14 protein-coding genes and 1 tRNA gene are annotated in these 13,165 nt (G+C 65.0%); 6 read left to right on the top strand and 9 right to left on the bottom strand.

Features of this window, described 5'->3' with window-relative positions; genetic code table 11:
- Positions 1-77: 77 nt before the first annotated feature.
- The 4 genes from cpdR (at position 78) to I6F36_RS13305 (ending at position 1,525) form a co-directional block, all read left to right on the top strand.
- Positions 78-437: a cell cycle two-component system response regulator CpdR gene (cpdR, locus tag I6F36_RS13320; RefSeq protein WP_007597092.1), complete on the top strand. Its 360-nt coding sequence runs from the start codon at positions 78-80 to the stop codon at positions 435-437.
- 74 nt (positions 438-511) lie between these two features.
- Positions 512-586 (top strand) — tRNA-Val (locus I6F36_RS13315).
- 214 nt (positions 587-800) lie between these two features.
- Positions 801-1,274 (top strand): L-2-amino-thiazoline-4-carboxylic acid hydrolase, encoded by a 474-nt coding sequence (locus I6F36_RS13310; protein WP_225171561.1) that lies wholly within the window; start codon positions 801-803, stop codon positions 1,272-1,274.
- An 8-nt stretch (positions 1,275-1,282) separates the two neighbouring features.
- Positions 1,283-1,525 carry a hypothetical protein gene (locus I6F36_RS13305; protein WP_035997826.1) on the top strand — a complete coding sequence of 81 codons (243 nt, stop codon included), beginning with the start codon at positions 1,283-1,285 and terminating at the stop codon, positions 1,523-1,525.
- 11 nt (positions 1,526-1,536) lie between these two features.
- On the opposite strand, the gene I6F36_RS13300 is transcribed toward I6F36_RS13305, so the two are convergent.
- From I6F36_RS13300 to I6F36_RS13290, 3 genes are all read right to left on the bottom strand, one after another.
- Positions 1,537-2,394 (bottom strand): glyoxalase superfamily protein, encoded by an 858-nt coding sequence (locus I6F36_RS13300; RefSeq protein WP_225139345.1) that lies wholly within the window; start codon positions 2,392-2,394, stop codon positions 1,537-1,539.
- Positions 2,395-2,600: 206 nt separating this feature from the next.
- On the bottom strand, positions 2,601-3,077 hold the full coding sequence (locus tag I6F36_RS13295) for an NUDIX hydrolase (RefSeq protein WP_035997832.1): 477 nt from the start codon (positions 3,075-3,077) through the stop codon (positions 2,601-2,603).
- Between the two features lie 80 nt (positions 3,078-3,157).
- The gene (locus I6F36_RS13290; protein ID WP_225171560.1) at positions 3,158-4,249 is read right to left on the bottom strand and encodes an enolase C-terminal domain-like protein; all 1,092 of its coding nucleotides are present in this window, start codon (positions 4,247-4,249) and stop codon (positions 3,158-3,160) included.
- A gap of 192 nt (positions 4,250-4,441) precedes the next feature.
- Between I6F36_RS13290 and I6F36_RS13285 the strand changes: the two genes are divergently transcribed.
- Positions 4,442-6,004 carry an adenylate/guanylate cyclase domain-containing protein gene (locus I6F36_RS13285; RefSeq protein WP_035997835.1) on the top strand — a complete coding sequence of 521 codons (1,563 nt, stop codon included), beginning with the start codon at positions 4,442-4,444 and terminating at the stop codon, positions 6,002-6,004.
- A gap of 17 nt (positions 6,005-6,021) precedes the next feature.
- Here the strand turns inward: I6F36_RS13285 and I6F36_RS13280 are convergent, their stop codons facing one another.
- The 3 genes from I6F36_RS13280 to I6F36_RS13270 form a co-directional block, all read right to left on the bottom strand.
- Positions 6,022-7,248 (bottom strand): ABC transporter substrate-binding protein, encoded by a 1,227-nt coding sequence (locus I6F36_RS13280; RefSeq protein ID WP_036021438.1) that lies wholly within the window; start codon positions 7,246-7,248, stop codon positions 6,022-6,024.
- A 134-nt stretch (positions 7,249-7,382) separates the two neighbouring features.
- Complete coding sequence (locus tag I6F36_RS13275) at positions 7,383-8,312, bottom strand: alpha/beta hydrolase (RefSeq protein WP_225126459.1); 930 nt, start codon at positions 8,310-8,312, stop codon at positions 7,383-7,385.
- Between the two features lie 228 nt (positions 8,313-8,540).
- Positions 8,541-9,110, bottom strand: coding sequence for an alpha-ketoglutarate-dependent dioxygenase AlkB (locus I6F36_RS13270; RefSeq protein WP_225126456.1), 570 nt, complete (start codon positions 9,108-9,110; stop codon positions 8,541-8,543).
- A 79-nt stretch (positions 9,111-9,189) separates the two neighbouring features.
- On the opposite strand from I6F36_RS13270, the gene I6F36_RS13265 reads away from it, so the two are divergent.
- Positions 9,190-9,330 carry a hypothetical protein gene (locus I6F36_RS13265; protein ID WP_167361649.1) on the top strand — a complete coding sequence of 47 codons (141 nt, stop codon included), beginning with the start codon at positions 9,190-9,192 and terminating at the stop codon, positions 9,328-9,330.
- On the opposite strand, the gene I6F36_RS13260 is transcribed toward I6F36_RS13265, so the two are convergent.
- Genes I6F36_RS13260 through I6F36_RS13250 form a run of 3 tightly spaced genes read right to left on the bottom strand, consistent with a single transcriptional unit; the run spans position 9,327 to position 13,136 of the window.
- A complete protein-coding gene (locus I6F36_RS13260) occupies positions 9,327-10,913 on the bottom strand; it encodes an ATP-binding protein (RefSeq protein WP_225111643.1) in 1,587 nt (528 codons plus the stop codon). The genes I6F36_RS13265 and I6F36_RS13260 overlap by 4 nt on opposite strands.
- On the bottom strand, positions 10,910-11,614 hold the full coding sequence (locus tag I6F36_RS13255; protein ID WP_109142397.1) for a response regulator transcription factor: 705 nt from the start codon (positions 11,612-11,614) through the stop codon (positions 10,910-10,912). Before I6F36_RS13255 ends, I6F36_RS13260 begins: the two co-directional genes overlap by 4 nt.
- A 19-nt stretch (positions 11,615-11,633) precedes the next feature.
- Entirely contained in the window at positions 11,634-13,136 is a 1,503-nt protein-coding gene (locus I6F36_RS13250; RefSeq protein ID WP_225171559.1) for a DUF4173 domain-containing protein, read from the bottom strand.
- Positions 13,137-13,165 lie beyond the last annotated feature (29 nt).

Genomic DNA, 13,165 nt, shown 5'->3' with positions numbered 1-13,165 from the left:
ATTTTCACCCCAAATTTACCCTCTGTCGGGCTTAGTGACCTCTGCTGATATCCTCTGGGGATTCGACGTTTCCTGCCATGCCAAAGATCCTGCTCGCCGAAGACGACAACGACATGCGCCGTTTCCTGGTCAAGGCGCTGGAAAACGCCGGTTTTCAGGTCTCGTCCCACGACAACGGCATGGCCGCCTATCAGCGGCTGCGGGAAGAGCCGTTCGAGATGCTGTTGACCGACATCGTCATGCCGGAAATGGACGGCATCGAGCTCGCCCGCCGAGCCTCGGAACTCGACCCCGACATCAAGATCATGTTCATCACTGGCTTTGCCGCGGTCGCCCTGAACTCGGATTCGGACGCCCCCAAGAACGCCAAGGTCCTGTCCAAGCCGGTGCATCTGCGCGAATTGGTCAGCGAAGTGAACAAGATGCTGGCGGCCTGAATCGGCCCCCTTCCGTCCTTGCGCCGGCTCCCCTGAGCCGTTATAGGGACCCCACCCGACACAAGTGGACTTTAGGGCACGTAGCTCAGCGGGAGAGCACTACCTTGACATGGTAGGGGTCACAGGTTCGATCCCTGTCGTGCCCACCACGCTTCGCCTTCGGCTTCGCGTGGCACAGCCTGGAAGATTGCGGCGAAGCGTGTCCGGCGTAGCTCGAAGAGCGAAGACGGACTGGTGCGGCTTGCTCGAAAGCTTCTAGCCCGTTGCAGCGACGCGCAATCCGGCCGCAGTTTCCCGGCCGCTGTGCCGGATGACCCTGCACTCCATCCGGGCTACAATGACATCTCCGACACGAGGCCGCCCATGACCGTGTCCGTCATCGAGCAAGCGAAGATCCAGGCGCAGGTGCTGGTGCCGCTGATCAAGACGTTGCAGGCCGAGCTCGGCGAGGCGCGCGCCAATGCGCTGGTGCGCAAGGCGCTCGGCGATCTCTATCGCGGCTTCGGCGAGGCGTTCTGGAAGGCCAAGAACGAGAGCAATCTCGGCAAGGCCGTGTCGTCGGCCTTCCGCACCTATGCCCGCGACGATGCGCTCGCCTATGACGTGATCGAACAGACGGCGGACGCCTTCGCGTTCGACGTGACGCGCTGCGCCTATGCCGAGTTCTACAAGGCCCTGGGCGAGCCCGAACTCGGCTTCCTGCTGATCTGCACCGCGGACTTTGCGACCGCGGAGGGGTTCGGTCCCGACGTCAGGCTCACGCGCACGCAGACCATCATGCAGGGCGCCTCTCATTGCGATTTCCGCTACCGCCGGGATGGAGGCGGATCACAGTGAGAGGAGCGATGCGGACGATCTGTCTCGCCATGGCGATGCTGGCGCTGATGGCGCCGCGCGCCGACGCCGCGATCGTCGACTGGCAAGCCGAGCTCCAGCGCTGCCGCAGCTTGCGCCAGAACGTGGCGCCGCTGCTTCAGGCCGGCGAGGGGATCTCCGCCGTCGGCCGCTCCAGCAGGTCCGTCCGCCGCTGCATCTGGATCCAGCGGATGGCGGTGCGGAAGAAAATTCCCGGCGCGGAGGTGTGGTAGCCTGACCGAGCTCATGGTCCCGGCGTGACGAAGGCCGAGATGATCGTGCCGTCGTTGCCGAGCGCGATGTGCCAGTGCGAGGCTGCGCCACCCTGATGCCAGACGGAATAGACGTCCTGTCCTTGTGCGTTCACACCGAGGAATTCGATCGAGGTGATCGGACCCATTTCGGCAAGGCCCGGCTGCAGGCGCGGCAATTGCTTGCGTGTCGCCTCGGCCAAGTCGGCGCTCATCTCGCCGTAATTGGGCTGGCCCGATGCGACGCTCTCGATCAGACGGCGAAGCGCGGCCGCGGTCCCGGGATTGGCGGACCGGCTGCTCATACGAGACTCGATCGCGCGTTGGAGCTCTTGCGCCGTGCTCGTGTCGATGCGTGGCATGGTGTGATCGTTGCCGTGCTGGCGCAGGATCACGGCGGTAGGCACCCCATCCGGCCCGAGGGTAAACCGTAGCTCGACATCGATCTCCCGCGCGGCGAATTCCGTTTCGCCCACCGCGTAATATTGCGCCGAGCTTTGACCGCTCAGCCGTCCGGACAGATGATCCTGTTCACGCGTCACGGTGAAGACGGCGCTATGGAATTGGTATGTTCCGGCATAACGATCCAGCACCGCCTGCGGCAACTGAGTTTCTTTGGCTCTCGAGCGGAGCTGATCCGCAGCATCGGTCTTGGTGCTTTCCTCGTTGCTGCGGCCCGAGCCGGCCTGCTCCGCAGAACGGATTCGGGCCGCCAGGACATTCCAATCGGCCAGCCCGAATAACCTCGCGACGAGCTCGAGGCTCTCGCTGACGGTGAGGGAGACCGATCGGGCGTTGAGGGATTCTCGGAGCGTCTGCGCCATGGCTTTGGCGTCGCGGAAATCGCGCATACTCTGTTCCTTTGCAACATGAACGGAGAATGTCAGGGCTTGCGTTACTGACCCGTTCGCGTGAGCAAAGGAAGCGGGCGGCGGTCCGATACACTTCACCATACCCCGAAGGGCGCAAGCGGCCGGCGGTATCAACCTTTCGAAATTTGCTTGAGAGCGCCATGCTTGTCAACTGACGTCGTCGGCGTCTCGACATGGATCACGCATCACTCTTCCGTTGATGCACGACGCGCAGGCTGCAGCAGCAAGTCCTTCAGTCCGGTCGGATAGAGCTTCGGCCCGCCGTCCAGGTCGAGATCGGCAAGGTCGAACCACCGCGCGACGATCTGCTCTCCATTGTCCTCGCGGAAGTCGATGCGCTCCCGGCCGGCGAATGCGCCATCCGGAAACGCGACCTCCGCGATGTACATCACCTCGTGCCCGGTCGATCCCTCGTGCACAAAGATGTTCTCCAGCATCAAGGGCTCACCCACGATGCCGACGTCGATGCCGAGCTCTTCGTTGAATTCCCGCACCAAGGCCGCGCGCCAGCTCTCGCCGAACTCGATCTCGCCGCCGAGCGGGCGCACCCCCTTGATCCGCCCCGCATCGTCGCGCACCTCGGCCGCCAGCAGCCGCCCGCCGCGCCAATGCAGGCCGATAGCGACGACGCGGATACCGGGATGTGGGCGCCAAGTGGTCATGGCGGATCGTTAATCCGTGTCGCATGCTTTCGCAACGAGGGACGAGATCGTGTGCTTGCGATGGCGAGATGAGAGACCCGTCACTCCACCAGATACTTCTTCACCGCCGCTTCGTCCCACGCGATCCCGTTGCCCGGCTCCTCGCTCGGCAGCGCAAAGCCGTCCTTGATCTGCAGCCGCGTTGCCAGCACCGCGTCGGCCCAGTCGACATATTCCAGCCAATGCGCGGTCGGCGTCACGCAGAGCAGATGCGCGCTGACTTCAGAGAACAGGTGCGACGACATCTCGATGCCGGCAGCATGGGCAAGCGAAGCGGCGCGGAGCCAGCCGGTGACGCCGCCAATGCGCTGGACATCAGGCATCACGTAGTCGCAGGCCTCTGCCGAGAGCGCGGCTTGCATGGAAAACGCGCTGTCAAAATTCTCGCCGATCTGGACCGGCGTCTGCAGCGCGTCGGCAATGCGGGCGCAACCGGCATGATCGTCGTGGCGGATCGGCTCCTCGATCCAGCTGAGGCCCTCGTGGTCGAGCATCTCACCGCGGCGGATCGCTTCGGTGACCGTCAGCGCCTGGTTGTAGTCGCACATCAGCGTGACCTCGTCGCCGACGGCCTTGCGCACCGCGCGCACGACGGCGAGATCCTCCCGCGCATCGCGTCGGCCGACGCGGATCTTTGCGGCGTGAAACCCCTCGGCCAGCAGCTTGTGGGCTTCCTCCACCGCGGCGCCTGCCGGCATGATGCCGAGCCCCTTCGAGTTGTAGGCGCGCACTGGCTTCGGCGTGCCGCCGAGCAGGCGGGCGAGCGGCAGGCCGCGCGAGCGCGCCAGCGCGTCCCATGCCGCCATGTCGATGCCGGATTGCGCCAGCCGCTGCAGGCCGGCGAGGCCCAGCAGCGTGAAGCGCTGGCTCAGCTTGCGCTCGATCTCGAACGGCAGCAGCTCGTCGCCGGCGACGAGGTCCGACATTTCCGTGACCATCGCCGCCAGCGGCTTCAAGGCCGAGGGCGTGAGCGAGAACAGATAGGAATGACCCACCGCGCCGTGGTCGGTCTCGCAGTCGATCAGCACCAGCGGTGCCTTGGCGACCGCCCCGGTCGCGGTCTGGAGCGGCAGGTTCATCGGCACGATCACGGGACGTGCCTGGAAGCGCTTGATGCGGACGGTCTCGGTCATGGCTCTCTCCCGGCGGAGCGGATGCAGGTCGGCGCCGATCTTAAGCATCCGTGATCAAACGAAAAGGCGCTTGCTGCGACCACCATAAAATGGGGTTGCGCCGGCCGGCAATTCTTGGCTCTGTGCCGCCGCATGCATTGTCTCGGATTCCGGAAGGATTTGCGACAAAATCGCACAGAACGGAGCCACAGGGTGAAACAAGAGATCTCCGAACAACAGCGCAAGAGTGGCATTCTCACCGGCGCCGTGATCGTCTTCCTCCTGCTCGCCCTGCCGGTCGCGGTGTGGCTGGACCTGACCGAGCTCAGCAAGACGGCGCTGCGCCGGCAGGCGATCGATCTCAACTCGGTGATCACGAGCGTGCGCAGCTACTACGCCTCCAACGTGGTCGGGCGCGTGCTCGCCAACCCCAACGGCAGCACCAAGGTCGTGCACAATTACGAATCGGTGCCCGGCGCGATCCCGATCCCCGCGACGCTGTCGCTGGAGCTCGGCCGGGTGATCGGCGCCCAGCAGGAGAACATCACCTATCGCTTCGTCTCGGACTTCCCGTTCCAGAACCGCGCTCCGCACCAGCTCGACAAGTTCGAGAAGGACGCGCTCGATGCGCTGCGCCGGGATCCCGAGCAGAAGATCGTGGAGACCGAAACCTCGCTGTTCAACGACAAGGTCCGCCTGGTTGCGCCCGTCACGATGGGGCCGGCTTGCGTCAGCTGCCACAACAGCCACCCCGAAAGCCCGAAGAAGGACTGGAAGGTCGGCGACGTCCGCGGCATCCAGGAGGTGATCATCGCCCAGCCGATCGCCGCCAACATTTTCTCGTTCAAGTTCCTGCTGGCCTATTTCGTGATCGCCGCCGGGAGCGGACTGGCGTTCCTGTCATTGCAGCGACGTCAGGCGCGCCGCATCAAGAACATGAACAAGGAGCTCGAATCCGCCAACGACTTCCTGGCCTCGCTGTCGATGAAGATCTCGCGCTACATCCCTCCGCAGGTCTACAAGAGCATCTTCTCGGGCCAGAAGGACGTCACCATCCATACCGAGCGCAAGAAGCTCACCATCTTCTTCTCCGACATCCAGAACTTCACCGCCACCGCCGAGCGGCTGCAGCCGGAGCAGCTGACCCAGCTCCTCAACGAATATTTCACGGAAATGTCGGCGATCGCCCACGAATATGGCGGCACCATCGACAAGTTCATTGGCGATGCCATGCTGATCTTCTTCGGCGACCCCGAGACCAAGGGCGATCGCGCCGATGCACAGGCCTGTCTGCAGATGGCCTGGCGCATGCAGCAGCGCCTTGCCGAGCTCAATGCGAAATGGCGGGCGTCCGGCATCGAGCAGCCGTTCCGCTCGCGCATGGGCATCAACTCGGGCTATTGCAATGTCGGCAATTTCGGGAGCGCCGACCGCATGGACTACACCATCATCGGTGCGGAGGCGAACCTCGCCGCGCGCCTGCAATCGATCGCTGAGCCCGGCGGCATCGTCTTGAGCTACGAGACCTTCGCCCTCGTCAGCGACATCGTCCGCGCGCATGCGCTGCCGGCGATCACGATGAAGGGCATCAGCCGCGAGGTGATCCCCTATTCGGTGGATGCACTGAGCGACAAAGCTGCGGAGAACAGCGGCATCATCACCGAACGCGCACCGGGCCTCGAGCTCTATCTCGATCCCGCCGTGGTGAAATCAGGCGACGCCGCACGCGTCCGCTCGCTGCTGGAGAACGCGCTGGCCTCGCTCAAGCCGGCGTGAGGGGAGGGTAAGTGACCTCACCTTGCCGCCCCTTCCGTGAACGCCGTCTCGATCACATCCCCAAATGGCTGCCACGACCGCCCGTCGAACTGCACCAGCCGCATCTGCCTGATCGGCAGGTAGCGGTTGGGCGAGGTGTTCATCCTGATGTTGGGCAATGCGACCGAAGGCTGATAGTCCCTGAGCGAGGCCGCCTGGCGCATGATGTTGTCGCGTGAAAAATCGTCGCCGCATTGCTTCAGCACCTGCGTCAGCGCCTCGGCCGCGGCGTAGCCATAGACGGCCGCACTGTTGTTGGTGCTTTCGACCCGATGGTATTTGTCCATGAAGGCGAACCAGTCCTTCATGCCGGGATCGTCCTTCCAGGCGGGATCGCTCGGATCCTTCAAAAAGGCCGCCGAAATCACGCCGGCAGAGTTTTCCAGCCCCGCGGGCGCCATCGCGTTGGCGATCGAGGCGGAGGCATCGTTGACGATGAAGACGGGACGCCAATTCAGGGACGCTGCCAGCTTGATCACCTTGGATGCGGTCGAGGGCACGCCGAGGAAGACGAAGATGTCGGCGCCGGCGCGCTTGAGGATCGAGACGTGCCCGTCGAGATGCTCGTCGGCAAGGTCGAAGGCGATGTCGACCAGGACGTGACGGTTGAGATCGCCGAGTCCCTCCTGGATACCCTTGTAGAGCATGCGCCCGAACTGGTCGTTCTGCCAGAGCACGACGATCTTCTTCCTCGGGTAAGAGGCCTGGATGTAGTTGGCATAGATGCGCCCCTCCGACCGGAACGACGGCTGCCAGCCCATGGTCCAGGGATACGCGCTCGGCTGGCTCAGCTCTTCGTCGCCGGAGGCGACGAACAGTTGCGGGATCTTCTTCTCGTTCAGGTACCAGCGCGTGGCGAGATTGCCGGGCGTGCCGAACGAGCCGAACATCAGGTGCACGCCGTCCTTCTCGACCAGCTTGCGCGTCAGCTCGAGCGCGGTCGCCGGATCGGAATTGTCGTCGCGGGTGATGAAGCGGATCTTGCGGCCATTGATGCCGCCGCGCGCGTTGACCATGTCGAAATAGGCCGCTTCCGCCTGGCCGATCGCGCCGAATTCCGAGAGCGGCCCCGAATACGGCATGACATTGCCGATGCGGATTTCCTCATCGCTTGCGGGTTGATCCGAGTGCTGCTGCCGCGACATCGCGCCCAGCGATGCGATGGCAATCACGGAAACGAACAGCATCCTGCCGATGACGCGCATGTTCGATGCCTTGTGGTTGGCCCCCAACGAGGTCGGCTCAATCCCCACCAAGGCCGCTTGATCTAGGTCAAGCGTTTGGCAATCGTGTGGCTGTCGCGCTTCGATGAAAGCGGCAGGCGTGCTGCCGCAACGCGTTACGGCAACCCTCGCGCTTCCAGCTGACGCACCAGCAGCAGCGTCGGCTCCGCGAGGCTGTCGCCGGAACCATCGAGGCCGAAGGCGTTCGCGATGCCGTCGCGGCTGCGCAGCAGCGTGCTGCGCGGGCAATGGCCGGCGCCGCACAGCGTCTTCTTCAGCGTCTCGCCTTGCGCCACGAGGCCGGCGGAATCATCCGCGGCCCAGGCCAGCACGATCGGCACGTCGACATTGAGGATGCCGGGGAATACCGAGCGCTTGTCGTACTGGGTGGCGTCACCGCCGAGATAGGCCTTCTCGCTGTCGCTCGCGTCCTTGCCGACGCGGTAGATCCCGGACACCAGCACCACGCCCGCGACGTCGGCGCCGGCGGTCTGCAGCTCGGGATGCGCCAGCATGGTCGCGACGTGGAAGGCGCCGGCGCCGTAGCCGACCGCGACGATCTCGCGGGCATCGCCGTTGAAGAGGTCGATATTGCCATGAACCCAGGACAGCGCCGCGGCCACATCGGTCGCGCCGGCCGGCCAGGTCGCCGCGGGCGCCAGGCGATAATCGACGCGGACCCCGATCATGCCGTTGCGCGCGGCAAAGCACATCGCCTGGTCCTGGATCTGGCGCGACAGCTCCGGCGCTCCGCGGTCGCCGGTGAAGGTATCTCCCGTCACGAACAGCAGCACCGGCCGCGGCGTGTCGGCCTTGGTTGCGCTGGTCGCGACATCGAGCACATTGGCCTCGCTCTCGCCATAGCGCAGGCCGCGCGAGAAGGTGACCTGCTCGCATAGCCGTGCGGTGCCGCCTGCGGTGGTGTCGGAATCGGTGAGGCCCGCCTGCACGAGACCCGAGGGCGGCCGGAGCCGGCCCGGCACGGGTCCGTGCGCGGAGGCCGCGGTCATGGCCAGAAACAGGAAAAATGTCAGAAAATGCTTCATGGGTGTGGCGGCCTTGCGGGGCTCATACTGGCTCGCTGATCTGGCTCGTCTTTTCGATTCATCTCATTAGTCAGCCGGCCTTGAGGCGAATTCGCGGCACCTTGGATGCGCAGCCGCCGTTTATCCCGATCCGTCAGGCCGTTGTCCAGCGCCGCCGAGGCTCGCGCCTGAAACGGCTTTCTACTGTGCATGGGGTTGTTTTCGCACCTTTTGTTTTGGCCTGGTCCGTCAGGCCCGCTTCATCGTCCGGAAGGTGATGGAATAGCGCCGCGCCGCGACCGGGGGGATGCTGTGCTCCCACTGCGACCGCGCCTCGCCGTCCATCATGTAGAGCGAGCGCGGCAGGGCGGTGAGCGTATGGCGCTCCCACTTGGCGCCGTTGCGGCGGCGGAAACGGAAAGCGCACGGCGAGCCCAGCGACAGGCCGAGCACCTTGTCGAAATGCGGCTTGTCGCGATGCCAGCCGATGCCGACGCCGACCTCGTATTCGGTGCACAGTACCTGCCGGACGCCGGCCTCCGGCAGCCCGGCCCAGGCCTCGACCTGGCGCGCGACCGGCCGCACCCAGTCCGGGATCGGATCGGCCTCGGCGAGACGCTGCAGCGTGTAGTCATAGCGATAGCCGAACGACGCCACCCGGCGGTTGCCCTCGAACGCGCCGAACTGAAAGCGCTGGAGCGGCAATGCTGCGATGCGGCCGATCAGATCCTGCTCGGCGGCATGATCGATAAAATCGTCCGTGTAGTGAAGGCCGGTCGGGCCTTCCTGCGGGTCGGCGAACAAACCTAGCTGCGTCATGCCTCGCATTTCCGTGATGGAACCTGTTGGCGTCTGATGCGACTTATCTATGACGCGGGAAGAAACGTGCGAGGCTGTCATGGCAGAGAAGCATACCGCCGATCCGGTTGAGATCATGCGGGCGACTGGTCATCCTGAGTTGGAATACGCCGCCGGCTGGACTATCGCCGGTCTCGCCACCATCGGCACCATCGTCGCCGTCTGGGTCTTTGCGATCTAGGCAACCGGAAACTGGAGCTCGAAGGCTGCGCCCTCGTCGGTCGGCTTAAGCCTGATCGAGCCGCCATGGCTCGCCATCACCGCGCGCGCGATCGCCAGCCCCATCCCGGTGCCGCCCTGGTCGCGGCGGGTGGTGAAGAACGCATCGAAGATCCTGTCGCGGTTCGGCGCCGAGATCGGCTCGCCGTCATTGCTGACCGTCACAAGTACGGTCGTCCGGGCGTCGACCGCCTCCAGCCTGATCGTGCCGGCCTTGTGCCGCACCGCATTGTCGGCGATGTGCGACAGCACGATCAGCGCCTTCTCCGAGGACATTCCGATCGCCCGGTCGAGGCTGCCGCTGGCCTCGATCGCGCTTGCCGGAAACCGGCTTCTGAGATCGGCGATCACGGGTGCCAGCTCGGTGCGCTCGTTCTGCGGCAGGCTCTCGGCGCGGGCGAGCTCCCGCAGCCGCTGCGCCATCGCCTCCAGCCGCTGGGTATCAGACAGGATGTTGGCGATGAAGGTGTTCTGCTCGGCCGGCGTCAGGCCCTCGGCCTTGCCCTGAACCGAATCCTGCAACAGCTCGGCTGCGCCCTTGATCGAGGTCAGCGGCGATTTCAGCTCGTGGGTGAGATGGGCCGAAAAGGTCGCGATATAGTCGGAGCGCCGCGCCAGCTGCTCGGCCATGCCGAGGAAGCTGTGCGAGAGCTGGGCGAACTCGCGCGTGCCGTAATGCTTCAGCGGCTGGAACGCCTCCCGGTCGCCGCGGCCGATTCGGGCGGCGCGGTCGATCAGCTCGCGCATCGGCAGCGTGATGGTGCGCGAGAACACGAGGCCGATCGCGATGGTGCCGAGGATGACGGCAAGGCCGGCCAGCACGAACTTGGCCCGCTCCTGGTAGAGATGGTCGAAAATGTTGCTCGGCGTGCGCGTCGTGTAGATCACGCCGGCGACGCGGTTGTTGACGATGACGGGCATCGCCGAAAACACGTGCACGCCGAGGCCGCGGCTGAAGGAATAGATCGGCGGCGGCGGCTTGTCCGGCACGCGGTTGCGTAAAGTCGCGCGGTATTGCCCGTGCAGGGCGTCCGCGACTTCCTCGATATGGGCGAGCGACTGCCCGACCTCCTGCCGCCCGGCAATCACGACGCCTTGCGGATCGAGGATGCGAAAGCCGGCCAACGTCACCTTCTGGGTCTCGCGGATGATCGGCGTCAGCCTGGCCCCGATCTCGACATAGGCTGCTTGCGCCTGCCCGGGCGCGGGCAATGCGTCGGGCCGCCGCCGCAACAGGTCGTTCGCGGTGAGGTCGAGCGCGGGGCGGATCGGTGTGACCTGGTCGCCGGGATCGGGCAGCACGCCCGGCGGCACCTCGGCGCCGAGCACGAGGCCGCTGTCGAGCCGGGCCGTCACCTCCTGCGCATAGATCGTCGCCAGCACGCGGCTCTGTGCGATCAGCTCGGCCTGGGTCTGGCGGATCAGCTGGTTGTCGTAGAGACGGAAGAAGAACAGGCCGACCAGCGGCAATATGCCGACCGTCGCCAGCACCGTGAAGATCACGAGGGTGAGTGACGGCCGCCATTTGTCGGGCGCGGCGCTCATGCCTCTTTCTCGCAGCGGCCGAGCTTGAAGCCGACGCCGTGGATGGTCTCGATCACGTTGTCGCAAGCAAGCGCCGCGAGCTTGGCGCGGATGTTGCGGATATGGCTGTCGATGGTGCGGTCGGAGACCTGGATGTTGAGCTGATAGGCTGCGCGCATCAACTGCTCGCGGTTGAACACCGATGTCGGCCGGGACAGGAACGCGCGCAGGATGCCGAACTCGATCGCGGTCAGCTTCAGCGGCGTGCCGGCAAAGGACGCGACATGCTGTTCGGGATCGATCAGCAGCCCGCCTTGCGTCAGCGCGGTGGGCCCGGCCTTGGCCTCGCCGTTGCGCGGGCTGAGGCGGCGCAGGATGACATTGACCCGCGCCACCAGCTCGCGCGGGCTGAACGGCTTCGTGACGTAGTCGTCGCCGCCGATCTCGAGGCCCAGGATACGGTCGATCTCCTCGTCGCGCGCCGACAGGAACAGGATCGGCACGTCGGAGCCTTTGCGAATCTCGCGGCAGACGTCGAGGCCGTCGAACTCGGGCATGCCGATGTCCAGCACGATGAGATCGGGCCTGTCGGCGGCAAAGCGGAGAAGCGCCTCCTTGCCGTCGCGGGCCTCGATCACGTCCATGCCGGCCTTCTTCAGGGCGACGCGGATGACCTCGCGGATGTGGCCTTCGTCGTCGACGATGAGAATGCGATGCGCCAAGAAACTCTCCGTGTCCTCGTCAACTCGCCGGCTGGCTGCCGGCCTGAGCTTTCGCCTCGGCGTCCAGCCTGCGCTGGAGTCGCCAGTTGCGAAAGCCCCAGCTTCGCCAGGCCAGGTCCTGACGCTGCTGTTCTACAAGGCGGTCGCGGCGTGACACAAGGCAGCCCTCTTTGACGGCGGGCCGTAGCGCGATCGCCTTGTCGATGGCTGGCACCGCCTGCGGCCCGAGCGTCAGGAGATAGTCGATGTCGATCTGCACGCCTTTTCCCGAAACTTCCCGGCTGTGGACGACATTGTAGTCGGCGATGAAGGCGTCGAAGTTCACGAGCGAGCAGCCATAGAGCACGATCGCCAATGCGGCGAGATTGGCGCCGATCAGCCATTGATTGGACCTGTCGAGCACGATGCGCGCGACGATCAGGATCAGGCCGAGCGCTACCAGTCCCATCCAGACGAACGCTGCAATCCGCCAATAGGTCAGCATGTAGATGTCGACATAGAGATCGAGCCGGCGGATGGAGGAGACGACCAGCAGCACGTTCTGTCCGACCCAGAGATAGACCAGCGGCCGGATCACCTTCGATTTCTCGGCCGGCCCGCCCGGACGCATCGCCACCAGCACGAAGGCAGCGGCGAGGAGGGCGGTCGCGATCAGCGGATAGGCGCCGCGATGGGAGTAGGTCGCATAAGTCATGTTGTCGGGCAGCGCCACGTGACCCCAGAGATAGATGCCGTCGAGAATGGACTGCGCCGCGAACAGCAGGTTGAACAGGATCAGCGAGCGCAGGATGGTGGAGGGGCCGAGAAATTCCGCCGAGACCATGGGCGGCAGCGGCGGTGGCACGGGGCCCTCGGCCACGGCGGCGGCGACGACCGCCCTGCGCCGCCAGCGCACATGGATGAACGGCCAGACCAGAGCCAGCATCAAGGTCCAGAACAGGACGCGCCCCATGTTGACATGGTCGAGCATGACCTTGGGATTGAGCAGCGACACCCATTGCTCGATCACCGGATTTGCGGCGGCGAACAATGCGATGAAGACGGTGCCGAGCACTGCTGGCATCAGCCAGAGCGCGATGCCGCGGGTGAAGGCCGACATGTTGAAGGCCTGGGGCGCATCGAGGAAGAACCTGAAGGGACCGAGCAGGAGGAAATTGCACAGCGCGCGGGCGCGGTCGGTGAGCCCGGTCGTATCGGGATTGGTCGCAAGCAACAGCGCAATCGTCAGCGACGCGACGAGGATCAGGAAGGACAGCGTGTTGAGCTCTTCCATGGCCGGCACAAGGCCGAGCACGAGGATCGCGCCGCTGATCGCCGCGCGCCGCCAGTCCATGGCCGCGTGATTGAACAGCAACGAAACGCAGGCGGTCGCGATCGCAAACAGCGCCAGCGACAGCCCGATCCGCTGACCGTAGAACAGCCAGTCGGCGAGCCCGGCCAGCAGCAGCGCCATTGCGAGCTTGGCCGACAGTGCAGAAGGCCTGATCGGTTGGATATCCGTCGTCGAAGCCAGGCTCGTCATGTCCAGAAAGTCTCCGTGAATGGTGGCAT

The sequence above is a fragment of the Bradyrhizobium sp. BRP19 genome (assembly GCF_020194195.1).
GTDB lineage: Bacteria > Pseudomonadota > Alphaproteobacteria > Rhizobiales > Xanthobacteraceae > Bradyrhizobium > Bradyrhizobium yuanmingense.
Note: the sequence above shows the minus strand (reverse complement) of the source record. Positions and strands in the feature narration are given on the sequence as shown.

Excerpts from the sequence above, each read along its gene's own strand:
- cpdR (WP_007597092.1), top strand. The coding sequence starts at position 78 with ATGCCAAAGATCCTGCTCGCCGAAGACGACAACGACATGCGCCGTTTC.
- I6F36_RS13310 (WP_225171561.1), top strand. The coding sequence starts at position 801 with ATGACCGTGTCCGTCATCGAGCAAGCGAAGATCCAGGCGCAGGTGCTG.
- I6F36_RS13305 (WP_035997826.1), top strand. The coding sequence starts at position 1,283 with ATGCGGACGATCTGTCTCGCCATGGCGATGCTGGCGCTGATGGCGCCG.
- I6F36_RS13300 (WP_225139345.1), bottom strand. The coding sequence starts at position 2,394 with ATGCGCGATTTCCGCGACGCCAAAGCCATGGCGCAGACGCTCCGAGAA.
- I6F36_RS13295 (WP_035997832.1), bottom strand. The coding sequence starts at position 3,077 with ATGACCACTTGGCGCCCACATCCCGGTATCCGCGTCGTCGCTATCGGC.
- I6F36_RS13290 (WP_225171560.1), bottom strand. The coding sequence starts at position 4,249 with ATGACCGAGACCGTCCGCATCAAGCGCTTCCAGGCACGTCCCGTGATC.
- I6F36_RS13280 (WP_036021438.1), bottom strand. The coding sequence starts at position 7,248 with ATGCGCGTCATCGGCAGGATGCTGTTCGTTTCCGTGATTGCCATCGCA.
- I6F36_RS13275 (WP_225126459.1), bottom strand. The coding sequence starts at position 8,312 with ATGAAGCATTTTCTGACATTTTTCCTGTTTCTGGCCATGACCGCGGCC.
- I6F36_RS13270 (WP_225126456.1), bottom strand. The coding sequence starts at position 9,110 with ATGACGCAGCTAGGTTTGTTCGCCGACCCGCAGGAAGGCCCGACCGGC.
- I6F36_RS13265 (WP_167361649.1), top strand. The coding sequence starts at position 9,190 with ATGGCAGAGAAGCATACCGCCGATCCGGTTGAGATCATGCGGGCGACT.
- I6F36_RS13260 (WP_225111643.1), bottom strand. The coding sequence starts at position 10,913 with ATGAGCGCCGCGCCCGACAAATGGCGGCCGTCACTCACCCTCGTGATC.
- I6F36_RS13250 (WP_225171559.1), bottom strand. The coding sequence starts at position 13,136 with ATGACGAGCCTGGCTTCGACGACGGATATCCAACCGATCAGGCCTTCT.